A 22,440-nucleotide genomic window follows, 5' to 3' on the forward strand; every position below is an offset into this window, starting at 1 on the left:
GCCGGGTCCGCCTCGCAGACGCGGCTCCGTCTCACCCGGCGAAGGGCACGACCGGTTGGCCCTGGATGCCGAGGGTCACTGCGAACAATGATCCGGCCTCGGTGCCGTGGCGATCGCCGAGGCCCTGCGCCGAGGTGGTGATGAACAGGGTGTCGAGGTCGTCGCCGCCGAACGTGCAGGCGCTCACCTGCGGTGCCGGCAGTTCGATGCGCGCGATCAGTGTGCCGTCCGGTGCGTACCCGTGCACGGCTCCTCCGCCCCAGAGCGCGACCCAGACCGATCCGTCCGCTGCCACGCACAGGCCGTCCGGCATGCCCTGGTCGTCGGCGATCGTGACGAACGGGCGCCTGTCGCTCAGCTCGCCGTCGGCCACGTCGAACACGTCGACGCGGCCGGTCGGTGTGTCGGTGTAATAGGCCCTCGCTTCGTCGGGATCGAAGCCGACGCCGTTCGAGCACTCGACCCCCGACAGCACCTCGATGCCGGTGAGGCCGGCACCTATCTGCAGCACGCGGCCGACCTGGCCTGCGCCGTCGAGCGCCATCGACCCGGCGAGCAGACGACCGCGCGGATCGATCGTGCCGTCGTTGAAACGCGCCGATCCGAGGTCGAACGACGTGGCGAGGTGGGTCGGGCCGTCGGCCGAGTCGGCGAGATGCAGGCTGCGCGCACCCATCGCGACGAAGCCGCCGTTGACCCGCGGACGCACGAAGGCCGCGTACTCGTCGGCGAGATGCAGGCGGTGGATGCCGTCGTCGCGCAGGGTCACCAGATCGGCGGCGTCGCCGTCGACCCAGCGGATTCCGCCCCACGACGGCGACCACACAGGGGCCTCCGCGTGCACGCAGATCGGCCCCGTGACGTTCTCGGGCCTCATGACGTCTCGTCGGTCCTGCGCAGCGGCATCCGCTCGGGCTGGGTTTCGGGCGTGCTCGGCGATGCGGCATCCGTGACGGTGCCCACTGACGGATGTGCGGGGAGCTCGCGCGCGACCTGCTTCTCGAGCACCTGCACGGCCTCGTCGCTCAGCAGGATCAGGCCCTCGAGCTCGTCGCGCACGCGTCGGTAGGCGACGTTGCGCTCGGCCTGGGTGGCCGACTCGTCGACGGCGACCTTGAGCAGCTGCTGCGCGCGGTCGAGGCGCTTGCGCTCAGGTTCGGTGAAGGTCGAGTCGCGCAGCCGCCGGGCATCCTTCTCGGCGATCTCGAATGCGACGGCGTACGCGCCGACGGCGTCGAGGTACTCCGACACCTGCTGCTCCGTCACGGCTGCGTCAGCGGAGAGCGGGCGCAGCGCATCCGCCGTCCTCTTGGCCCGCAGGAACGCCGCGACCAGAGGCTGGCGTCCGTCGCTCATGGCGGGGAAGGCGATGAGCTTCGCGACGTCGAGCTCGTAGTCGAGCCACCGCGCGGTGATCTCGTCGTGCTCGGAGAAGAGCCGCTCGAGCAGGGTGTTCGGTGCGACGGAAGCACGAGTGTCGACGAACGCCGGTCCCGCCTGCCTCGCCCTTCCGGTGCGAGCTTCGAGCTGAGCCGTCTTGATCTCGGCCTTCAGTCGCAGGGTCTCGATGCGACGTTCGTGGCGACGCTTCGAGTTGCGCTCCCACGCCTTCGCGGCGCCGCCGGCCATGCCCATGATGGGGAAGACGAGCCACCAGTAGTGCCCCGCGAAGTTCCAGAAGCCCTGGATGAACTCGTCCATGATGCCCTCAGCCTACTTCTCGCGCTGTGCGGCGTGGGCGGCCGGGGTTACGTGCGCGTGTGGTCCACAACTCCGGAGATCCGGACTGGCAGGCGACCACGTTCGTTCGCAAGCGCCGAGAAGACGGGCGGCCCTCGCGGGGGTGCACAGGATCTCCGGAGTTATGGAGCCCCCGGGGCGCCGATCAGAGGCCGAGCTTCTCCGCGCAGGCGACGCAGTGCGTGGCGAACGGGCGCACCTCGAGTCGCGCCTCGGGAATCGGCCTGCCGCAGTGCGCGCAGACGCCGTAGGTGCCGGCATCCAGTCGTGCGATCGCGTCGTCGACCTGCTGGAGTTCGGATGCCGCCGCGTCGGCGAGCCCGGTCAGCCGTGACCACTCGGACGAGAGCGTGACGCCCTCGGGGTCGTGCTCGTCGTCGTCGTTCGAGCCTTCGCGATCGTGCATCAGCTCGGCGAGGGTCGCCGCCGTCGATGCGACCCGCGCCGTCGCCTCGGCGCGCAGCATCTCGAGGCGTGAGCGGGCATCCGACGTCATCCGCACACTCTAGGCGGCACCTCCGACACCAGCCGTTCACTCAGCGTTCCGTTTCGAGTACGGCGGTCTCGTAATTGCCTGTCACCTTCGCGAGTTGGAATACCCGTGTTCTCGGAATTCGGCCGCAGAGCGCACCGCTGCTCACGTCCTACACGCTGCTGCTGTTCGAGGGCAACGTGCGCGGCGCGACCATCCTCGGCCTCGTCGGCGCCGGTGGCATCGGCCTCGAGCTGACCACCGCCATGCGCATGTACGACTACGGCCACCTCAGCGCCATCATCATCTGCATCATCGTGCTCGTCACGGCGATCGACCAGGGCAGCGCCCTCATCCGAAGGAGAATCACATGACCATCGCCGACATCGACCTGGTGCTCAGCGCCCCCGTGAACCTGCGCGACCTCGGCGGCATCCCGATCGAGGGGGGAGTACTGCGGGAGGGTCTCGCGATCCGCACGGATGACCTCGCCTACGTCACGACCGAGATCGCGTCGCAGCTCGTAGCCGCAGGGCTCACCGCGATCATCGACCTGCGCTCGCCGCTCGAGGTCTCGGTCACGGGGCGGGGTCCGCTCGCCGACTACCCGGTCGCGTACCACCACCTGCCGCTGATCGCGGATGTCGGGGAGTCGATGAACCGCGACGCTCCCGAGCTCAGCCACGACGCCATGGGCCGGATGTACCTGCGCATGGTCGAGGTCGCCGCACCCCAGCTCGTCACCGCGCTGAACGTGATCGCCCACACACCGGGAACCGCGGCGTTCCACTGCGCGGCCGGACGCGACCGCACCGGAGTCGTGGCGGCGATGCTGCTGCTCGCCCTCGGCGCGGCCGATGATGACATCGTCGCCGACTACGCCCTCACCGGCGGCAACATGGTCGCGATCATGCAGCGCACCGCACCCGTGATGGGCGCGATGTGGAAGGCGCTCGGCTTCGACGCGGATGCCGCCGGTGCGACGTCGTCGCTGCTGGAGGGGTCGATGGAGGTGTCGATGCGCACCCTGCTCGACACCCTCCGTGCGCAGCACGGCGATGCACTCGCTCCGCTGCGAGCGGCGGGACTGTCGGATGCGACTGTCGCGCGGCTCCGTGAGCGGGCGCTCGCCGCGTGACGACCGTGGAGCTGGAGGCTCGCGTCGCGAGCGCGGGTGACGCTGTCGGTGCCGTTCCGGTCGCCGTCGCAACTGCGGGCTCGACGTCTGCGGGCGCGAAGTCTGTGGGCTCGAAGTCTGCGGGCGCGTCGGATGCCGGGGCTGCGGTCCGCCGCCGCCCCGGCCGCCCGCGCGATGAGGACATGGACGGGCAGATCGTCGCCGCGACGCTCGAGATCATCGATGCGGGCGAGGACGTCACCGTCAGCCGCGTCGTCGCGCGGAGCGGAGTCAGTCGCGCTGCCCTGTATCGGCGGTGGCCGTCGCTCACGACGCTGATCGCGGCGGCGCTCGACGTCGGACGCACCATCCCGCCCGAATACCCGGACCATGTCGACCTGCGCGAGGCGCTGTTCGACGGGTTCGGTCTCGGTGACACCGGTGTGGCGCTGTCTGTCGCGGCATCCGGCTATGCGGAGGAACGATTCCGGCAGCGCATCCGACTCGTCATGGCGGATCGCGCACTGCAGAAGGCGTACTGGCAGTCGCACGTGTCGCGGCGACGAGTGCCGCTCCTGAACGCGTTGCGCGCGGGAATCTCCCGCGGCGAGCTGCGGGCCGACCTCGACGTCGAGGCGTGCTTCGATGCGATAGCCGGCACCGCGTACTACCAGATCGTCGTGCGCGGCGACCGGATGGACGACCCTGCAGTGGCCGCTCGCCTGCGGGCTGCGGTCGAGACGATCTGGCGCGGGATGGTGGCCTGACTCACGCGTCCCGGGGACCCACCCGGGCATCCGGGTGAGGTGATGCAGACGGCGGGCTGGGTCACGAATGGCGGGAGCATCGCCCTCAGGGGATCTCACGTACCGAAGGAGATCTCACGCAACGAAGGAGCATTCCTCGGATGGGCTCCTTCGTTGTGCGAGATCTCCTTCGCAGGGACGCCGAGCGGCAGTCACTGCCGCGACGTCAGCGGAAGGAGATCTCACGCGCCGAAGGGATCTCACGCACCGAAGGAGATCTCACATACCGAAGGGATCTCACATACCGAAGGGATCTCACGCACGGAAGGAGATCTCACGCACGGAAGGAGCATTCCGCGGATGGGCTCCTTCGTTGTGCGAGATCTCCTTCGCAGGGACGCCGAGCGGCAGTCCGAGCGACAGCCACTGCCGCGACGTCAGCGCGCCTCAGGCGTCTCCGAGCTCGCCACGACCTGCACCGTGTCGGTCCTGACTCCCGGGTGCTCGCGCTCGAGCGCAGTACCCTCCATGTCGACGTTCGGAAGGATGCGATCGAGCCACTGCGGCAGCCACCAGGCCGACCGGCCGAGCAGGTGCATGAGCGCCGGCATGAGCAGCATCCGGACGACGAAGGCGTCGAGCAGCACACCGAACGCCAGGCCGAAGCCGATCGAGCGGATGATGGTCGACTCCGAGAAGATGAATCCGCCGAAGACCGACACCATGATGAGTGCCGCGGCGACGACGACCGAACGTCCGGCCCGGAAGCCCTGGGCGACGGCATCCCGTGCCGAGGCTCCGTGCACGTACGCCTCGCGCATCCCCGAGGCGAGGAAGAGCTGGTAGTCCATCGCCAACCCGAACAGGATGCCGACGAGGATCACGGGCAGGAAGCTGAGGATGGGCCCCGGGCTGTCCAGGCCGATGAGGTCGGCGCCCCAGCCCCACTGGAACACGGCGACGATCAGGCCGTAGGTCGCGAACAGCGAGAGCACGAAGCCACCGGTGGCGATGATCGGCACGAGCAGCGAGCGGAACACGACGATCATGATGAGCAGCGAGAGCCCGACCACGACCACGAGGTAGAGCGGCAGGACGGCGGCCAGCGCCTCGGAGATGTCGATGTTGGTCGCGGCCTGCCCGGCGACGCCGAGGGTGATGCCGCCGTCGAGCTGCGGCAGGGCGCGGATGTCCTGCACGAGCTTCTCGGTCGATGCGCTGTTCGGGCCTTCGGCGGGGAGCACCTGGAACGCGAGCAGGGTGTTGTCGTCGGAGTTCGCGATCGGCGCGACACCCACGACGTCGTCCTGGTCGGCGATCTTCTGGGCGATCTCGACCTGCGTGGCGAGCAGGTCGTCGTCGCTCACCGCGTCGTCGAGGGTGGCTGTGACGAGCAGCGGACCGTTCGCCCCTTCGCCGAACTGCTCGTCGACGATGTGGAAGGCGCGGTAGCTGGTCGAATCCGACGGTTCGCTCGCGCCGTCGGGCAGTCCGAGGCGCATCGACATCGACGGGACCGCGACGATCAGCAGTGCGATCACGCTGACGAGCACGGTGACGATCGCGCGGAGCGTGGACATCCGCTTCACGGGCTTGCCCGCGGCGTGCGGCTGGCCGATCGTGGCGCGAGCCTTGCCGCTGAGCAGTCGTGTTCCGACGAGCCCGAGGATCGCGGGGGCGAGCGTGATGGCGACGAGCACGGCGACGCCGACGCAGACCGCGCCGACCGTGCCCATGAGTCCGAGGAACGGAACGCCGGTGACGTTGAGGGCCAGCAGCGCGACGATCACCGTGGTGCCGGCGAACACCACGGCCGTCCCCGAGGTGCCGGTGGCGAGGCCGATGGATTCGCGAACCGGAACACCGTTGAGCAGCTGCTTGCGGTGCCGGTTCACGATGAAGAGCGAGTAGTCGATGCCGACGGCGAGACCGAGCATGACGCCGAGCACGGGGGTGACGGATGCCATGTCGACGACGCCCGAGAAGGCGAGAGATGCGGTCACGCCGACGCCCACGCCGACGACGGCCGTCACGATCGGCAGTGCTGCGCCGATGAGTGTGCCGAGCATGACGATCAGCACGACTGCGGCGAATGCGAGTCCGATCGCTTCGCCGACGCCGAAGATCTCGGGCACGCCCTGCGCGATGTCGGTGCCGAAGTCGACCTCGACGCCCTCGATCGGCGAGGACTCGAAGTGCTCGATCGTGCCCTGCTTGACCTCTTCGGAGAGTTCGAGACGGGGGTCTTCGAACGAGACGTTGACGATGGCCGTCGAGCCATCCTCCGAGACGACGCCGATGCCGTTCGTGAGGTCGAGGAGCGTGGAACCGAGGTCGACCTTCTCGGCGTTCGCATCGAGTTCGGCGCGCGAGTCGTCGATGGTCTTGTGCTGCGCATCGAGCTGGGCTGCCTGCGCGTTCAGAGCTTCGATCTGCGCATCCAGTGCTGCGAGCTGCTGGGCCGGAGCGCCGCCCGCTTCTGCCTGCGACCGAGCCGTGGTCAGCTGGTCGAGACCGGCCTCGAGCTGCGTGCGACCCTCGTCGAGCTGCGCCTGACCGGCGTCGAGCTGCGCCCGGCCGCCCTCGATCTGGTCCTTGCCGTCGGCGAGATCCTGCGCCTGCACGGCCTGCTGCTGCTGTGCGTCGAACGGGTCGATCACGGACGCCACGCCGTCGAGGTCTTCGGCGCTCTTCGCGAGCGCGGAGATCTCCTGCTTCTGCTGCTCCGTGAAAGCCGAGCCGTCGGTCGTCTGATAGACCACCGTGCCCGTGCCGCCGGCGGTGTCGGGCAGCTTCTCGGCGAGCTGGTCGGTCACAGCGCCCGAGGCGGTGCCGGGGATGTCGAAGCTGTTGCTCAGCGTGCCGCCGAGCGTGAGGAACGCGCCGACACCCAGGCCGAGGATGACGACCCACGAGACGATCACCGTCCACGCCTTGCGTGCAGCGAACGAACCCAGGCGGAACAGCAGTGAAGCCACAACGATCTCCTTCAGACGAATAGATCATACGGGGCGTCTCGTCTAGTGTTCTGTGGTTATCCTGAACGTGTGGTGAACGAGCATCGGAGCGGACCCGTGCGCAGCACGGCTGCCCGTGAAGCGATCCTCGACGCCACCGCTCGCCTCTTCCATAACCAGGGGTACGACCGTCTCACGATCGAGGGAATCGCGAAAGAGGCCGGCGTCGGCAAGCAGACCATCTATCGGTGGTGGCCGTCGCGCGGAGCCCTCATCGGCGAATGCCTCGCCGAGGGCCGCCTGATCCCCGTCGACTTCGTGGTTCCCGACACGGGAGACCTCGCCGACGATGTCGAGACCTGGCTGCGCAGCGTGCTGTCCATCCTCGAAGCGCCGGAGGGAGGGGCACTTCTCCGCTCGCTCGTGGCGGCCGCCACCGAGGACGCCGGAGTCGGCGCGCACCTCGGTGAGAGCCTCGGCGTCGAGAAGTACCTCGCCGAGCGTATCCGCGGCGGCATCCGCGACGGGCAGCTCGCCCCGGACGCACCGGTCGAGCAGCTGGGACGGGCGATCCTCGGGGCGATCATCGTCGAGTCCCTCGTTCGAGACGAGCACGACACCGACGCGATCGTTCGGCTGACGCGCTTCCTCTTCTCGCGATAGCAGCAGCGGGCGCGTGGTCATCGCGCCGAGACCGCTCTGCCGCCGCCGATCTGAGCCTCCAGGCCCGAACGGTGGCCGTGCGCGAAGGAGCCGGGATCCGCGCCGCGGCGTCGCCGGGCGTGTGTCGTCGCCATCTCGTCGACCGCGTCGTCCACTCGGCTCCGGCGCGAGGTGAGAACGAGCTCGGTCCCCGAGCCGCTCTCTTCGACCGCAGCGCGGCGACTCTGCTCGATCCGGTTCATGGCACCCGCGGCGAACCCCCGGAGGAAGCCGCTGCGCGCTCGACGTCTCACCCCTTCGCGATGGCCGGCATACAGATCGCGATGCGCGATCCACCACGCGCGCATCGCGACCGTGGCCTGCACCTGCAGACTGGCGGTCAGCGTCTGCACCTGCGTCACATCCGACGAGTGCCCGACCAGAAGCAGGCCGGCGATCGGCGGGTACTCCGCCAGGATCGGGCGCACCGCGCCCAGCCCGTAGGCCACGCCGATGCCTATCTCACGAAGGTCCTTCGCGTAGACGCCGCGGAACAGCATCCTTTCGGTGACGATCTGCTCGCGCGTCTGCCCCAGGAGTCCCCGTCTTTCGTCGATCTGCGCCTGCTCGATCCCGTACTTCACGATCAGGCGCTCGGCGTGCTCGGTCAGAGCCTCGGCCTCTTCGGGCGTCGTGCTCTCGGCCTTGGCGAGCAGTTTGGCGATCAGGTCGAGCTTGGCTTCGGTCATGGCATCCCCCAATGGATCTGTGATGCCTCGGATCCTTCGCGGGGTTACCTACACTGCGAGGCCGAGCTCCGGGGAGTGTGAAGAAACCCGGATGACGGATGCCGGTGCAGAAGAGGATGCCGCGAGGCCGGCCGGGCGCAGGTTCGGACCCGGTCGCCGACACGCCGCCACGGGGGCCGGGGTCGCCGGAGTGCCGTCGGGCACCCGAAAACGCGTCGGAATGAGACCCGATAAGAACTCGACTCAGCCCAGGATCAGCGTGATGACTGTCGCGCCGCCGCCACCCAGGATGAGGGCGATGATGACGGTCCAGGCGACGATGCGCATGCGGCGATTGCGCTTCTCGCCGAGATCGCCGTAGTCCTCGCTCAGACCGTCGCCGCTCATGCGCTGACCGGCTCGGTGACCGTGGGGCCGAAGGCGGCGGGCAGGGTGGCCTGCGAACGCTCGCGGATCTCGGCGATCGGCACGGTGAAGACGTCCTGCACCTCGAGCTTGTCGCCCTCGGAGTCGGTCACGCCGATGCGCATCACCGGGTAGTCGCGGCCTTCGCAGAGTCCGCGGAACTTGACGTCGTCTTCACGCGGAACGGTGACGATGACGCGGCCCGTCGACTCCGAGAAGAGGGCGGATGCCGCATCCACACCGTCGCGCTCGATGATCTCGTTCAGCCAGACGCGTGCGCCGACGCCGAAGCGCGAGACGCCCTCGGCGAGGGCCTGCGCGAGGCCACCCTCCGACACGTCGTGCGCCGACGAGATCAGCCACTCGTCACGGGCGGCTCCGAGCAGACCCGCGAGGCGCTTCTCGCCCGCGAGGTCGACCTTCGGGGGCAGTCCGCCGAGGTGCTGGTGCACGGTCTCGGCCCACGCCGAACCCGAGAGCTCGGTCGAGGTCGTGCCCAGCAGGTAGATGTTCTGACCCTCGTCCTGCCATCCCGAGGGGATGCGGCGCGAGACGTCGTCGATGATGCCGAGCACGCCGACGAGCGGGGTCGGGTGGATCGGCACGTCGCCGGTCTGGTTGTAGAACGAGACGTTGCCGCCGGTGACCGGGGTGCCGAGTTCGTAGCATCCGTCGGCGAGACCGTCGACGGTCTGCCCGAACTGCCACATGACCTCGGGGTTCTCGGGAGAGCCGAAGTTCAGGCAGTCGGTGATCGCGGTGGGAACGGCACCCGTGACGGCGACGTTGCGGTACGCCTCGGCGAGTGCGAGCTGCGCACCGGCGTACGGGTCGAGCTGGCAGTAGCGTCCGTTGGCGTCGGTCGAGATCGCGAAGCCGAGTCCCGACTCCTCGTCGACGCGGATCATGCCGGCGTCATCGGGGAACGACAGGGCCGTGTTGCCGAGCACGTAGTAGTCGTACTGGTTGGTGATCCAGCGGGTGTCGGCGAGGTTCGGCGACGCGACCAGGTCGAGGAACTGCTCGCGGAGCACCTCGGGGTCGTTCGACCGCGGAAGGTTCTCGGCGGCATCCGCCTGCAGTGCGTCGATCCACGTCGGGTACGCGACCGGGCGGTCGTAGACCGGGCCGTCGACCGCGACGGTCGAGGGGTCGACGTCGACGATGCGCTCGCCCTGCCAGTCGATGATGAGGCGGCCGTCGCCGGTGACCTCACCGAGGACCGACGTCTCGACGTCCCACTTCTCAACGACGGCAAGGAACGCGTCGAGCTTCTCGGGAGCGACGATCGCCATCATGCGCTCCTGCGACTCCGACATGAGGATCTCCTCGGCCGTGAGCGACGGGTCGCGCAGCAGCACGTTGTCGAGCGAGACCTTCATGCCGCTGTTGCCGTTGGCCGCGAGCTCGCTGGTCGCGCACGAGATGCCGGCAGCACCGAGGTCCTGGATGGCCTCGACCAGCTCGTCGCGGTAGAGCTCGAGGCAGCACTCGATGAGCACCTTCTCGGCGAACGGGTCGCCCACCTGCACCGCGGGGCGCTTGGTGGGTCCGGTGCTGTCGAACGAGTCGGATGCCAGGATGCTGGCACCGCCGATGCCGTCGCCACCCGTGCGGGCGCCGAACAGCACGACCTTGTTGCCGACGCCGGTCGCATTGGCGAGCTTGAGGTCCTCGTGGCGGAGCACGCCGACCGCGAGCGCGTTGACGAGCGGGTTGGCCTGGTAGACGGAGTCGAAGACCGTCTCGCCCCCGATGTTCGGCAGACCCAGGCAGTTGCCGTAGAAGCTGATGCCGCTGGTCACGCCGTGCACGACGCGAGCGGTGTCGGGGTGGTCGATCGCGCCGAAGCGGAGGGCGTCCATGACCGCGACCGGACGTGCGCCCATCGAGATGATGTCGCGGACGATGCCGCCGACGCCGGTCGCGGCGCCCTGGAACGGCTCGATGAAGCTGGGGTGGTTGTGGCTCTCGGCCTTGAAGGTGACGGCCCAGCCCTCGCCGACGTCGATGACGCCCGCGTTCTGGCCCATGCCCACCATGAGGCGTTCCTTCATCTCGTCGGAGACCTTCTGGCCGAAGCGGCGCAGGTAGTTCTTCGACGACTTGTACGAGCAGTGCTCCGACCACATGACCGAGTACATCGCCAGCTCGCCGGAGGTCGGGCGGCGGCCCAGGATCTCCTTGATGCGGGCGTACTCGTCGTCCTTGAGGCCCAGCGCTGCGTACGGCTGCTCCTTCTCCGGAGTCGCGGTGGCGTTCTCGACGGAGTCGGGGACGTGCTTGTGGGCAGGTGCAGGGGCGGTGGTCACGCGCACTCCTAGATGAGGGGCCGGCGGGGCATGGCCAGTCTACCGGGGGATGCCGTGGCCATCGGCCCGGGCGGACAGCGGGGTCTACGTCAGGAGCGGCCCGAGCTCCCGTGCGGCCGCGATGAGGGAGAGCGCGATCGAGTCGGAGCTGTCGATCTGCCGGCGCGGGCCCGAGTAGGAGAGCGCTCCGGCGAGCGTGCCGGAGGCATCGGTGATCGGCGCGACGAGGCAGCCACGCTGACCGTCGCGGGCGCGGATCACCCCCTGCGAGCGGAGTTCGGAGACCAGGTCACCGGCGGCGGTCTCCCCGCGCACGACCAGGGGCAGCAGGCCGAGGGCGTAGCGGGTGGGCTCCTGCTGCAGGCCCTGCCGATTCGAGAGGGGGAAGTCGGGGTCCTCATCGGCGACGACGACCCGGTCGTCACGATAGAGCACGAGGTGGATGCCGCCCCTCGCGCTCGCCCTGGTGCGCTCGAGCACGTCCCGTGCGGCGCGCGGGATGCGCTCGACGCCGATGCTGCCGGCCAGCAGCGCCACCTTCGTGCCCAGGGCGAATCCGGTGAGATCCGGCGTCCGGACGAGGTACTCGTCCTGCACCAGCAGGTTGAGCAGGCGATAGGTGGTCGCACGCGGCATCCCGAGCCGGTCGGCCAGCTGCCGCGCTGTGACGCCGGCACCCATCGCAGCGACGGCCTCCAGCATCGACAGTGCGCTGTGGATGGCGGCGGGCTGTCGGGCCGTGATCGATACCGCGTCGCCAGCCGTCATCCGTCGGCGTCCCCCGGTTCGCCCCCGTGTGCGCTGCCGCCGCCGGTGCGGGCCACGCCGCCGAGAACGTGGGCGGCGACCGGCTCGTCGTAGCGCCCGACCTCGCCGAGAGGCGAGCGCCGTCGCCACCGGATCAGTACCGCGGCGATCAGGGCGAAGCCGAGGGCGAACCAGACCCCGGGGTTTCCCGCGGCCGCCTCCGCGACGAGATAGACCGTCAGGCATGCCGCAAGCGCCGCCGCCGCGCTGACGGCGGCGATGATGGAACCGACGGTGACCTCCCCGATACGGCGCAGGAACAGGGGAGCGGCGATGCAGACCAGCACGTAGGCGACGATGTAGCCCGCTGCCGAGATCAGCAGGACGGCCTTCATCGCGTCCCACGGTGACACGCCGGCCGCGACGATCACGAGCGGTGCGAGGACGATCGGCGGGACCGCGACGACGACCGCGCCGATCGGGGTGCGGTGGCGCCCGTGCGTGCGGCCGAGTCGGGCGGGGAGGACACCGTCGCGGGCGAGCGCGAACACGATACGGGTGAGGGCGGTCGTCGAGGCGATCGCGCAGGCCAGACCCGAGGTGGCGATGCCGACGTCCGCCACGGCGGCCCATGCGGAGAGGCCGAAACGCGACGCGAGATCGTCGAGGAGCGCGACCGATGCCGTCCCCCCGATCGCGGCGGCTCCTGCGATCTGCGTGTAGGCGGCGATGAGGTAGAACACTCCGGCGACGCCGACGCTCCACACGATGGCGCGAGGGATGTTCTTCAGCGGCGAGCGGGCCTCGACGCCGAGCGTCGCGGAGCTCTCGAACCCCACGAACGCGGTGATCGCGAGAACGGCACCGCCGGCGACGCCGGCCACGGAGATGCCGTCGGCCGAGAAGATCGCCGCCGGTTGGAGCGGCCCGATGTGCACGAGGAGCACGATCATCAGCGACAGGATCAGCGCGACGGAGATGAGTTCGACGACGAGCGCGACCCGGGATGAGAGGCGGATGCCGCGCACGAGGACGATCGCGAGCACCGCTGCTTCGACGACGAGAGCGCCCAGGGCGATCGGCGTCGCGGCGAGCTGAGGCCACAGTCGGGTCACGAGCATGGTCGCATAATGGGCGCCGCCCAGAAGAGCGAAGATCGAGATGAAGGCATACCCGACGAGGATCGCTGCACCGGTCGCGAGTCCGCCCGCCGCGCCGAGTCCGCGCGCCGCGTAGGTGTACAGGGAGCCGCTGGCGGCGAACCGACGAGTGAACTGGTTGATCGTCCGAGCGACCAGGAACGTGATGATCATGGCGAGGGCCATCACGAGCACGGTGGCGCCGCCCGCCAGGTCCGCCACCAGCAGCACCGCCATCGCCGAGGCGGCGGCTGGGGCGACGGCCGCGACCGATTGCGCGAGGATGTCGGCGAAACCCACGGTGTGTCTGTCCAGTCCGTGCAACGGCGAGCGGGCGGCGAACGAGCGCACGGTCTGCGGGCGCTCGATCGCCTCTTCCAGTGCAGACATGGGGCCTCCGCCTGTCTCGTGATGGGAGGAGGCTACGAGCGGCCTGTTGCCGGAGCGCGTCTGCGATGTTTCACGCAGATGTCACCCGAATGAGACGGCCGGAGTTCCGGCGTCCCGTTCGCGGCGAACGCAGACGTCACTCCGGCGAGACGGGTGGGAAATCCCGCCGCGGCAGGGTGGGGGAACCGCTCCACTCCGCTTCTCTCAGAAGGGTTTGCACATGGTCCAGATTCAACCCAGCGCCACCGAGACCTCCCCGAAGAAGGTCCTGTCGGGATCGCTCGGTGCTACCGCGATCGTCTTCATGGTCGTCGCCGCCGCCTCGCCCCTGACTGTCATCGGCGGGTCCGCCCCACTCGGCATCCTGCTCGGCAACGGGGCGGGCTTCCCGGCGCTGTATGCGATCAGCGCCGTCGTTCTCGTGCTCTTCGCCGTCGGCGTCTCCGCGATGGCCAAGCACGTCCCCAACCCCGGGGCGTTCTTCACCTACGTCGGATACGGCCTCGGACGCTCGACCGGTCTCGCGTCCGCCTGGATCGCGATGCTCACGTATACGACGATCCAGGTGTCCGTGTACGGGTACATGGGCTACGTGCTGAGCTTCACTTTCGAGGGGTTCGGCATCACGCTCCCGTGGTGGCTGTACTCGATCGCCGTCGTCGCGCTCGTCGGGTTCCTCGGCTATCGCCACATCGATCTGTCCAGCAAAGTGCTCGGCGTCCTGCTCTGCGCCGAGGTCGGAATCGTCCTCCTTCTCGTAGCGGCGGTCGTGATCTCCGGCGGCCCTGAAGGTCTGAGCCTGGCTCCGTTCGAGCCGAAGAACGTCGCGAGCGGCTCCCCCGGCGTCGGCCTCATGATGGCGATCGCCGCCTTCATCGGGTTCGAGGCGACCGCCGTCTTCCGCAGCGAGGCGCGCGATCCCGACCGCACGATCCCCCGCGCCACCTATATGGCCGTGATCGGCGTCGGCGTGTTCTACACGCTCGCCTCATGGGGCCTCGTCATGGCGTGGGGTCCCTCGAACATCCTGGAGGAGGCCGCGGCCGACCCGGGAACGCTCATCCTCCGCACGATGTCGGCGTACCTCGGCGCCACCGGCGAGATCATCACGAACATCCTCCTCATCACCGCGATGTTCGCCTGCGTGCTGTCGTTCCACAACGTCGTCGCCCGTTACCAGTACTCCATGTCAGGCGCCGGCGTGCTGCCCGACCGGGTGGGCGCCGTGCACCCCCGGCACATGTCTCCGCACGTGTCCTCGCTCGTGCAGAGCATCACCGCGATCGTCCTCGTCGCGCTGTTCGCCGTCCTGCAGCTCGACCCGGTGCTGCAGGTGTTCACCTGGTTCGCCGGGGTCGCGACCGTGGCGATCGCCCTCCTGATGGCGGTCACCTCGATCGCAGTCATCGTCTACTTCGCGAGGACACGCAAGGACCGGAGGATCTGGAACACCGTGATCGCCCCCGTGCTCGGTTTCATCGGCCTGGTGCTCTCCGTGGTCATGATCGTCGTCTACTTCCCGATCATGGTCGGCGATGCGGATGCCACAGGCGCCCCGGTGTTCGGCGCGGTCAGCTGGAGTCTGCTCGGGCTGGTGATCGTCTTCCCCCTCATCGGGTACGCCCAGGCCGCGTGGATCAGAGCCCGCAGGCCCGCGGCATACGTCAAGCTCACCGACGCCATCGCCGGCTGAGGCGCACCATGAGCGCGACCGACACACTCTCCCCCACCCCCTCGACGAGAAGGACCGTCATGCCCCTGCCCCACGTGGATTTCCTCTACCTTTCCGAAGCCGACATGATCGCGGCCGGAGTGACCGATATGCACCAGTGCGTCGACACCATGGAGGAGATGTTCGCACTGTTCGCGGCCGGCGACTACCGCATGACCGGTGAGAGCAACGACTCGCACGGCGCGATGATGACGTTCCCTGAGGCGTCGCCGTTCCCGAACATGCCGGTGCCCACTGAGGATCGACGGTTCATGGCGATGCCGGCGTACCTCGGCGGAGACTTCCAGACGACTGGCGTCAAGTGGTACGGATCCAACATCGCCAACCGCGAGAAGGGTCTGCCGCGGTCGATCCTCATGTTCACGCTCAACGACACCGACACCGGGGCGCCACTCGCGTTCATGTCGGCGAACCTGCTGTCGGCATACCGGACCGGCGCCGTGCCGGGGGTCGGTGCGCGGCACTTCGCCCGCAAGGACTCGCGCGTCGCGGGGATCGCCGGGCCCGGCGTCATGGCACGCACGGTGCTCCTGGCCTTCATGGATGCGTGCCCGCTGATCGACACGCTGAAGATCAAGGGGCGAGGGGCGGAGAGCCTCGCGCGCTTCCAGGAGTGGGTGCGCGAGGAGTTCCCGACGATCACCACGATCGAAGTCGTCGACTCGATCGAAGACGTCGTCCGGGGCAGCGACCTGGTGAGCTTCTGCACCACGGGCACCGGTGCCGGCGGCTCGGAGAGCTACCCCACGATCCAGCGGGAGTGGATCACGCCGGGGGCGTTCTTCGCGATGCCGTCCCTGTGCAACACCGACGACTCGCTGCTGGACAGCGACATCACGAAGGTCGTCGATGCGTACGGGTTGTACGAGACCTGGTATGAGGAGTTCCCGAAGCCGTCGTTCGAGTACATTCCGATGGTCGGGCAGAAGTGGATGGATCTCGTGAAGGCCGGGGAGCTCTCACGTGACGAGCTCGTCGACATCGGCGATGTCGTCTCCGGAAAGCGGCCCGGTCGGCAGAGCGACGACGAGATCGTCATCATGTCGGTCGGCGGGATGCCGGTGGAGGACGTCGCGTGGGGGACGAAGGTGTATCGCAACGCCCTTGAGCGCGGCATCGGCCAGAAGCTGAACCTGTGGACCGAGCCGGCTCTCGCGTGAGTGCGGCAGAGGTCATCCGGACCGTCGACGTCGCGGTGGTGGGTGCAGGCTCCATGGGATCGATGGCGCTGTGGCACCTCGCGAGATCGACGGGGATGTCCGTGCTGGGCATCGAGCAGTACGGACCGGCGCACGGCCACGCGGCATTCGCCGGCGAGTCGCGTCTGTTCCGTGCGGCGAACAAGGAGGGCGCGCTCTACACGGCCGCTGCTCTCGAGGCCAGGGCGCTGTGGACCGAGCTGGAGCGTGAAACCGGCCGCCAGCTGCTGCTGAAGACCGGCGTCCTCGCGATCGCGCCGGAGGGACATCCATTCCTCGAGTCCACGCAGCGGTCGATCGTGGAGGGCGATCTGCCGCACCGGTTCCTCGACGCCGCAGAGCTCCGCCGGGAGTATCCGCAGTTCACCGTCGAGGACGGCGACATCGGGATCATGGACCTGCTGGGCGGCGGCTTGCGCTCGGAGCTGGCGGTGGCGACCGCGCAGCGGGCCGCGATCAGGCGCGGGGCGGAGATCCTGTACAACACTCCGGTGCTCGGCATCGATGAGCACGAGAGCGGTGTCGTGATCTCGACATCCGAGGGGATCGTCCACGCGCAGAAGGTGATCGTGACGACCGGTGCGTGGACGACGAGGATCGTGCCGGAGGTGCGCGATCTGGTGAGCGCCATCGCCATACCGCTCACGTGGTTCATGCCGGAGGACATCAGCCAGTTCACCCCGGATCGCTTCCCATGCTGGATGCGGGACCTGGACGGCGACCATGCCTTCGGGGTCCCCACACTCGACGGCTACTCGGTCAAGATCGCCCCCACGACCCGCATCGACACGATCGAGGACCCCGACACAGATCCCCGCGATCTGTCGCGTGAGCAACTGCGGAGATGCACGGCGATCGCCACCCGGATGTTCCCCGGCATCCTGCCCGAGGTGGTCCGGTCGTCCATCCACCCGGAGTCGGCGACGGCCGATCATGTCCCGATCCTCGACGTCTCCGAGTCGGGCCGGACCATCATCGGAGCCGGATTCTCCGGCAACGGCTTCAAGTTCTCGCCCGCCTACGGGCGAGTGTTGGCGCAACTCGCCGAGAGCGGGTCGAGCGCGCTGCAGCACCCCCTGTTCACGCTCGGTCACCACCGGCGCCGTGCTCAGGCGCGGGCCGACGATCTTGTCCTCGCAGACGACTATCCGGTCCTCCAGGGCCACTGACACGAAAGACGGAACCGTTGATAATCACCAGCGTGAAGAGCGGCAGCAAGTTCGAGACCCTCGCAAGCTATTCGCGGGCCGTCGCGATCGGCGACTGGATCTTCGTCTCGAACACCGCCGGCATCGATTACGAGACGAGGACCCTGCCGGACACGGCGGCAGAGCAGCTGCGTCTCGCGATCGCCACCGTCGCGCGGGCGCTCGCCGCCGTGGATTCGTCGCTCTCCGATGTCGTCCGGATCCAGGTCTTCGTTCCGGATGCGTCCGATCAGGACGAGACGATCGAAGTGCTCGGCGAGGAGTTCCGCGGCATCGACCCGGCACTCACCATGACGCGCAGCCCGCTCGCGGGCGAGTACAAGGCCGAGATCGAGGTGACCGCGCACCGCGGGGCGGGGGCGGCGAGGCGCACGCAGATCGATCTGTGAGCACTCGGCGACTCGGGGTGCGGGGTCTCGGATACGGTCAGGCCTGACCGGGTCAGCGGGCCTCGCCCGCGCCGGACAGGCGTCGCGAGAGGGCGGTCGCGGCGTCCGCCAGCGCGGGCGGTGCGACGACGCGGAACGGCGCGTCGAAGCGGGCGATCGACGCGAGGATGCCGACCCACGACCACGATCCGACGGTCACGCGGCACGAGCTGTCGTCGATCGGCTCGACGGTGCCGTCGCGGCCGATCCAGTGCGCGACCTCGCGGGCGGGCAGATCGAGCACGAGCTCTCCGATGCACGGCCAGCGGTCTGCGGCATCCGATCCCTTCGCCCGAGCTGCGAGGTAGGTCTGGGCGTCGGCGGCGGGCAGCTCGCGTGGCGTGAAAGCGGGGCCGGTCGGGATGCGCGGTGTCATCCGGTCGAGTCGGAAGGTGCGCCAGTCATCGGCCTCGAGGTCCCACGCGAGCAGGTACCAGCGGCCCTCCCGGGCGACGACTGCGTGTGGCTCGGTGCGCCGCGCCGGGCGGTCATGGTTCTCTCCGTAATCGAAGCGCAGCACGTGGTGGTCTCGCACCGCACCGCTGACGGCTTCGAGCACCGCCGGATCCACGCGCGTCTCGTTCTCGACCCCGGCGAAGCGGATGCCGTCGACCCGGTGCCGTAGGCGCGACGGCATCACCTGGCGCACGGTGGCCAGCGCACGAGCCGCGCCCTCGTCGATGTCGATCCCTGTGGCCGGCACGTTCTGCAGCGCGACGGCGATCGCGACGGCCTGCTCGTCGTCGAAGAGCAGCGGCGGCAGCTCGGAACCGGCGGCGAGGCGGTATCCGCCGTCGGGGCCCTTGATCGCGCTGATGCGGTAGCCGAGCTCGCGCAGTCGGTCGACGTCTCGTCGCACCGTGCGGGGTGTGACGTCGAGGCGGTCGGCGAGCACCTGCCCCGGCCAATCGCGAGCCGTCTGCAGCAGGGACAGCAGGGCGAGCATGCGAGAGGAGCTGCCGGTCATGACTCCATTGTGCTCCGAGTAGAGGACCGAAACTGACCTCTTCTGCTGTGAGTGTTGGTCTCACCGGCATCCGCCGCCCACACAGATCCGAGGAGATCCCATGACCATCGCGACCACCACCCACCTGAACTTCCGCGGCACCGCGCACCAGGCGCTCGACTTCTACCAGTCCGTCTTCGGCGGCGAGGTCACGCGGGCGACCTATGCGGATTTCGGCATGCCGGCGGGAGTTCCCGGCGCCGACAAGATCGTGTTCGGCCAGGTCGAGAACGCCGACGGCTTCCGGCTGATGGCATACGACATCCCCGGCGCGGACGACGCTGACGCCACCGCGGGAACCACCTCGAGGGAGAACGGGACGACCGTCACCGACCGCACGTTCTTCCAGTCGCTGCGCGCCGATTCGCTCGACGAGCTCACCGGGTACTGGGACGCCCTCGCGGACGGCGCCTCGATCGTCGAGCCGTTGGCTGCATCGGCGTGGTCACCCGGATTCGGCATGCTGACCGACCGATTCGGCGTCACCTGGGTGCTCGACGTGCGCGCCGCCTACGCGGGCTGAGGCGGGCGCCGTTCAGGACTCAGGAAGATGTGCGCTCGATCGGGCCGAGACCGGGGGTCTCGGCGCGATCGGCCACGTTCTTCCGGAGTTACGGACGGGACGGTCCTAGCCCTTGTCCGGCTTGCCCTTGTCGCCCTTGCCGGAGTTCCCGTTGTTCCCGTTATTCCCGGAGTTGCCTGAGTTGCCGGAGTTGCCGGAGTTGCCGGAGTTGCCCGAGTTCCCGGAGTTCCCGTTGTTGCTCGGGTCCACGGGCTCTGTGACCACCTCGACGGGCGCTGCGGGGGTGTCGATGGGGGAGGTATCCGCCGGGGTCGACGCCGTGCGGGCGACGACGCCTGAGGCGGTGCGTCCCAACTCGGATGCCGGTGGCGCGCTGAACGCCGCGATGCCGGTGACGATCGCACCGGCGGCAAGAAGCCCCGCGGCGCCGGCGATCACGCGGGTGCGGGTGCGGGTGCGTGTGCCGGGGCGGGTGCGGTCGCGGGTCCGCAAGCGGGGTGCGGGATCCGTGACCTCCGTCGCAGGGATCACAGCGGTCGCTCCGGTCGGCGCGGAATCAGCGTCGAGGGCCGACGACTCCGCGTCGACGCTCGCGGATGAGGCGGCGGATGCGGGACGCGCCTGCTGGATTCCGGCGCCCGCGTCTGGCGCCGCGGCGACGGCATCCGATTCCGCGCCCGCCGCCCCCGGTGTCGCGTCGGCCGCCGGCTCCGTGCCGGCCGATGCGACGATGGCCGCAGCCGCCGCGGCGACGGCGGTGCCGTTGCTGTTCGCGGCGTAGTCGCGCAGCAGAGCCCGGGCGGCGCGCGCCACCTCGACGGCGGTCGGGCGTTCCTCGGGCTCGAGCCGTGTCATGCGGGTGAGGAGGTCGCGCCACTCGTCGGGAACCGTGTCGGAGATGGTCGGCGGGTTGAGCAGGCGAGCGACCGCCGCCGCGCGCCCGGAAGCGAGGGAGGGGTAGCCGGGGTATCCGCTGAGCGCCTCGAGAGCGACGAGTCCGAGCGAGAAGATGTCGACCGGGGTTCCGGGGTCGGCGTCGCGCAGCTGCTCCGGCGCCATATAGGTGAGTGTGCCGAGTACGATCCCCGGCGTGGTGAGGCGGGTGTCCTCGATGGAGCAGGCGATGCCGAAATCCGCAAGTTTCGCCGCGACCGGGCGGCCGGACCGGGCGTGCGCGAGCAGCACGTTCGACGGTTTGATGTCGCGATGCACGATGCCAGCCGCGTGCACGGCGGTGAGTCCCTCGGCGAGATCGCGGACGATGCGGGCCACGTCGCGCGGCGTCATCGGACTTTCGGCCATGCGCGCGGCGAGGGTGGGTCCGTCGACGAACTCCATCACCAGGTACTGCGGACGACCGGGCACGAGCTGCGCGTCGTACAGCGTCACGAGCGACGGGTGGCTCAGCGAGGCGAGCAGCGCCTTCTCGGTATGCGCGCGCTCGATCGAGGCGACCGGACCGTCGCTCTCGTGGATCATCTTGATCGCGACGATGCGTCCGAGGTGGGTGTCCTCGGCGCGGTACACGGTCGCCATGCCGCCTCGTCCGACGCGGTCGTGCAGTACGTACCGTCCGTCGAGCAGTGCCGCCGTCGGCGACATCACTTCCAGCGTCATCACTTGCTCCTTGCAGATGCACCCGGGTCATGCATCGTTCGACATAACCACGGCTGACGGGAGTGTGTCATCGGGGTTGACGTATGGACGAAGAAGTGGATGCGGTCGATGATTCGCGTGCTCTCGCGCCGGGCGAGCGCGTGCGCGGAGGCTGTCAAGGCCCTCCTCGAGCGTCGGCGGCCTCGGGTAGAAATGAGTCAGATCGAAAGGATGTGGCATGGCCGCAGGTGACATCGAGACGTTCCAGCGAGACGGGATCTGGTTCAACCGCATCGAGGGCGAATCCCGCACTCTGGGGTCCAGCTTCGAGACCGAGGCCGAGGCGGTTCGAGTCGGTCGGGGTGCCGCGACGGCACGTCAGGTCAAGCACACCGTGCGTGTCGAAGAGGGGCCTTCGGGCACGGGCAACCTCTACGACTGGCACCCGCGCGATCTCATGAACTGAGGGCCGGTGACCGGCAACGACAGACACGGGCGGATGCTGTTGCAGGCGTGCCTCAACGGTGCGCGACCCGCGGCGCAGCATCCTGCCCTCACCGCCGATACGACCCTCGCCGGCGCCGACGCCGCGCGTGCCGTCGCGGCGGGTGCCCGCGAGATCCACGTGCACCCGAAGGATGCCGCGGGCGACGACAGCTTGCGTGCCGCGGATGTCGACCGGTGGGTGAGAGCACTGCGCTCGGCGTGCCCTGGTGTGCAGATCGGGGTGACGACCGGTGCATGGATCGAGCCCGATGTCGGGGAGCGCCTCGCGGCGATCCGCGAATGGAGCGTCCTGCCCGACTTCGCGTCGGTGAACTGGCACGAAGCCGGTGCTGACGAGGTCGCGGCGCTGCTCGTGAGCCGCGGCATCAGCGTGGAGGTGGGCATCTGGGATGCCACCGGACTCGACGCCTGGCAACGCTCGCCCGTTCACGACGACACGCTGCGGGTGCTGGTCGAGCTGCCTGACGAGGCGGCGGATGTCGTGCGGCGGCACGCCGAGGGGCTCATCGCGCACGTGCGCCTCGACGACCCGGACATTCCGATCCTGCTGCACGGCGAGCAGCGGTCCGCCTGGCCGGCGTTCACCCTGGCGGTCGAGCTGGGCCTCGATTCGCGCATCGGCCTCGAAGACACCCTGCAGCTGCCCGATGGACGGACGGCACCCGACAACGCGGCCCTGGTGCGAGCGGCTGTGGCTTTCATCAACGCCTGAGTCGGGGTCCGGGGTCGGCTCGCCCTGCAGCCTCATCGTCACCCGCCGTCATGCGACTCGCGACCGATCCGCCGCTTCCTTAGGGTGGAAGCTCCCGCTGAGAAGGAGTACGC

Annotated in this window: 22 protein-coding genes; 11 read left to right on the forward strand and 11 right to left on the reverse strand. The window is 69.1% G+C overall.

Features of this window, described 5'->3' with window-relative positions; genetic code table 11:
* Positions 1–31 precede the first annotated feature (31 nt).
* The 3 genes from AB0P11_RS01025 to AB0P11_RS01035 all read right to left on the reverse strand — a co-directional run bounded on the left by AB0P11_RS01025 (position 32) and on the right by AB0P11_RS01035 (position 2,236).
* Complete coding sequence (locus AB0P11_RS01025) at positions 32–877, reverse strand: SMP-30/gluconolactonase/LRE family protein (RefSeq protein WP_363518970.1); 846 nt, start codon at positions 875–877, stop codon at positions 32–34.
* Positions 874–1,701: a hypothetical protein gene (locus AB0P11_RS01030; RefSeq protein ID WP_363518973.1), complete on the reverse strand. Its 828-nt coding sequence runs from the start codon at positions 1,699–1,701 to the stop codon at positions 874–876. Before AB0P11_RS01030 ends, AB0P11_RS01025 begins: the two co-directional genes overlap by 4 nt.
* Before the next feature lie 184 nt (positions 1,702–1,885).
* On the reverse strand, positions 1,886–2,236 hold the full coding sequence (locus tag AB0P11_RS01035) for a TraR/DksA C4-type zinc finger protein (RefSeq protein WP_053098380.1): 351 nt from the start codon (positions 2,234–2,236) through the stop codon (positions 1,886–1,888).
* 74 nt (positions 2,237–2,310) lie between these two features.
* On the opposite strand from AB0P11_RS01035, the gene AB0P11_RS01040 reads away from it, so the two are divergent.
* Genes AB0P11_RS01040 through AB0P11_RS01050 form a run of 3 tightly spaced genes read left to right on the forward strand, consistent with a single transcriptional unit; the run spans position 2,311 to position 4,096 of the window.
* The gene (locus AB0P11_RS01040; protein WP_363518976.1) at positions 2,311–2,586 is read left to right on the forward strand and encodes an ABC transporter permease subunit; all 276 of its coding nucleotides are present in this window, start codon (positions 2,311–2,313) and stop codon (positions 2,584–2,586) included.
* On the forward strand, positions 2,583–3,350 hold the full coding sequence (locus AB0P11_RS01045; RefSeq protein WP_363518979.1) for a tyrosine-protein phosphatase: 768 nt from the start codon (positions 2,583–2,585) through the stop codon (positions 3,348–3,350). The genes AB0P11_RS01040 and AB0P11_RS01045 overlap by 4 nt, the downstream gene beginning before the upstream one ends.
* Positions 3,347–4,096 carry a TetR/AcrR family transcriptional regulator gene (locus AB0P11_RS01050; RefSeq protein ID WP_363518982.1) on the forward strand — a complete coding sequence of 250 codons (750 nt, stop codon included), beginning with the start codon at positions 3,347–3,349 and terminating at the stop codon, positions 4,094–4,096. The genes AB0P11_RS01045 and AB0P11_RS01050 overlap by 4 nt, the downstream gene beginning before the upstream one ends.
* A gap of 416 nt (positions 4,097–4,512) precedes the next feature.
* On the opposite strand, the gene AB0P11_RS01055 is transcribed toward AB0P11_RS01050, so the two are convergent.
* Complete coding sequence (locus AB0P11_RS01055; protein WP_363518984.1) at positions 4,513–7,053, reverse strand: MMPL family transporter; 2,541 nt, start codon at positions 7,051–7,053, stop codon at positions 4,513–4,515.
* Positions 7,054–7,122: 69 nt separating this feature from the next.
* Here AB0P11_RS01055 and AB0P11_RS01060 point away from each other — a divergent pair, with 69 nt between their 5' ends.
* Positions 7,123–7,695, forward strand: coding sequence for a TetR/AcrR family transcriptional regulator (locus tag AB0P11_RS01060; RefSeq protein ID WP_285363651.1), 573 nt, complete (start codon positions 7,123–7,125; stop codon positions 7,693–7,695).
* A 17-nt stretch (positions 7,696–7,712) separates the two neighbouring features.
* On the opposite strand, the gene AB0P11_RS01065 is transcribed toward AB0P11_RS01060, so the two are convergent.
* From AB0P11_RS01065 to AB0P11_RS01085, 5 genes are all read right to left on the reverse strand, one after another.
* The gene (locus tag AB0P11_RS01065) at positions 7,713–8,423 is read right to left on the reverse strand and encodes a DUF2786 domain-containing protein (RefSeq protein ID WP_363518988.1); all 711 of its coding nucleotides are present in this window, start codon (positions 8,421–8,423) and stop codon (positions 7,713–7,715) included.
* A 243-nt stretch (positions 8,424–8,666) separates the two neighbouring features.
* The gene (locus AB0P11_RS01070; protein ID WP_171821968.1) at positions 8,667–8,810 is read right to left on the reverse strand and encodes a hypothetical protein; all 144 of its coding nucleotides are present in this window, start codon (positions 8,808–8,810) and stop codon (positions 8,667–8,669) included.
* Complete coding sequence (purL, locus tag AB0P11_RS01075) at positions 8,807–11,140, reverse strand: phosphoribosylformylglycinamidine synthase subunit PurL (protein WP_230101074.1); 2,334 nt, start codon at positions 11,138–11,140, stop codon at positions 8,807–8,809. The genes AB0P11_RS01070 and purL overlap by 4 nt, the downstream gene beginning before the upstream one ends.
* A gap of 84 nt (positions 11,141–11,224) precedes the next feature.
* Positions 11,225–11,908 (reverse strand): helix-turn-helix domain-containing protein, encoded by a 684-nt coding sequence (locus AB0P11_RS01080; RefSeq protein ID WP_187249056.1) that lies wholly within the window; start codon positions 11,906–11,908, stop codon positions 11,225–11,227.
* Positions 11,905–13,416 (reverse strand): APC family permease, encoded by a 1,512-nt coding sequence (locus AB0P11_RS01085; protein ID WP_363518997.1) that lies wholly within the window; start codon positions 13,414–13,416, stop codon positions 11,905–11,907. The genes AB0P11_RS01080 and AB0P11_RS01085 overlap by 4 nt, the downstream gene beginning before the upstream one ends.
* Positions 13,417–13,636: 220 nt before the next feature.
* On the opposite strand from AB0P11_RS01085, the gene AB0P11_RS01090 reads away from it, so the two are divergent.
* From AB0P11_RS01090 to AB0P11_RS01105, 4 genes are read left to right on the forward strand one after another with little or no spacing between them, the layout of a single operon-like run.
* Complete coding sequence (locus AB0P11_RS01090; protein WP_053098388.1) at positions 13,637–15,109, forward strand: APC family permease; 1,473 nt, start codon at positions 13,637–13,639, stop codon at positions 15,107–15,109.
* Positions 15,110–15,168: 59 nt separating this feature from the next.
* Complete coding sequence (locus tag AB0P11_RS01095) at positions 15,169–16,308, forward strand: tyramine oxidase subunit B (RefSeq protein WP_056276002.1); 1,140 nt, start codon at positions 15,169–15,171, stop codon at positions 16,306–16,308.
* Positions 16,305–17,516 (forward strand): N-methyl-L-tryptophan oxidase, encoded by a 1,212-nt coding sequence (gene solA / locus AB0P11_RS01100; RefSeq protein WP_072590479.1) that lies wholly within the window; start codon positions 16,305–16,307, stop codon positions 17,514–17,516. Before AB0P11_RS01095 ends, solA begins: the two co-directional genes overlap by 4 nt.
* 32 nt (positions 17,517–17,548) lie before the next feature.
* Positions 17,549–17,944 carry a Rid family hydrolase gene (locus tag AB0P11_RS01105; RefSeq protein ID WP_200955145.1) on the forward strand — a complete coding sequence of 132 codons (396 nt, stop codon included), beginning with the start codon at positions 17,549–17,551 and terminating at the stop codon, positions 17,942–17,944.
* Between the two features lie 52 nt (positions 17,945–17,996).
* Here AB0P11_RS01105 and AB0P11_RS01110 read toward each other — a convergent pair whose 3' ends face one another.
* Entirely contained in the window at positions 17,997–18,950 is a 954-nt protein-coding gene (locus tag AB0P11_RS01110; RefSeq protein WP_363519003.1) for a WYL domain-containing protein, read from the reverse strand.
* Positions 18,951–19,050: 100 nt separating this feature from the next.
* Between AB0P11_RS01110 and AB0P11_RS01115 the strand changes: the two genes are divergently transcribed.
* Positions 19,051–19,512, forward strand: a complete 462-nt coding sequence (locus tag AB0P11_RS01115) for a VOC family protein (RefSeq protein WP_363519006.1) — start codon at positions 19,051–19,053, stop codon at positions 19,510–19,512.
* Between the two features lie 105 nt (positions 19,513–19,617).
* Here the strand turns inward: AB0P11_RS01115 and AB0P11_RS01120 are convergent, their stop codons facing one another.
* Complete coding sequence (locus tag AB0P11_RS01120; protein WP_363519008.1) at positions 19,618–21,129, reverse strand: serine/threonine-protein kinase; 1,512 nt, start codon at positions 21,127–21,129, stop codon at positions 19,618–19,620.
* 217 nt (positions 21,130–21,346) lie between these two features.
* Between AB0P11_RS01120 and AB0P11_RS01125 the strand changes: the two genes are divergently transcribed.
* Positions 21,347–21,574, forward strand: coding sequence for a DUF2188 domain-containing protein (locus AB0P11_RS01125; protein WP_053098394.1), 228 nt, complete (start codon positions 21,347–21,349; stop codon positions 21,572–21,574).
* Between the two features lie 6 nt (positions 21,575–21,580).
* Positions 21,581–22,327, forward strand: a complete 747-nt coding sequence (locus AB0P11_RS01130; RefSeq protein ID WP_230101068.1) for a 3-keto-5-aminohexanoate cleavage protein — start codon at positions 21,581–21,583, stop codon at positions 22,325–22,327.
* Positions 22,328–22,440 lie beyond the last annotated feature (113 nt).

The sequence above is a fragment of the Microbacterium sp. NPDC079176 genome (genome assembly GCF_040686675.1).
GTDB lineage: Bacteria > Actinomycetota > Actinomycetes > Actinomycetales > Microbacteriaceae > Microbacterium.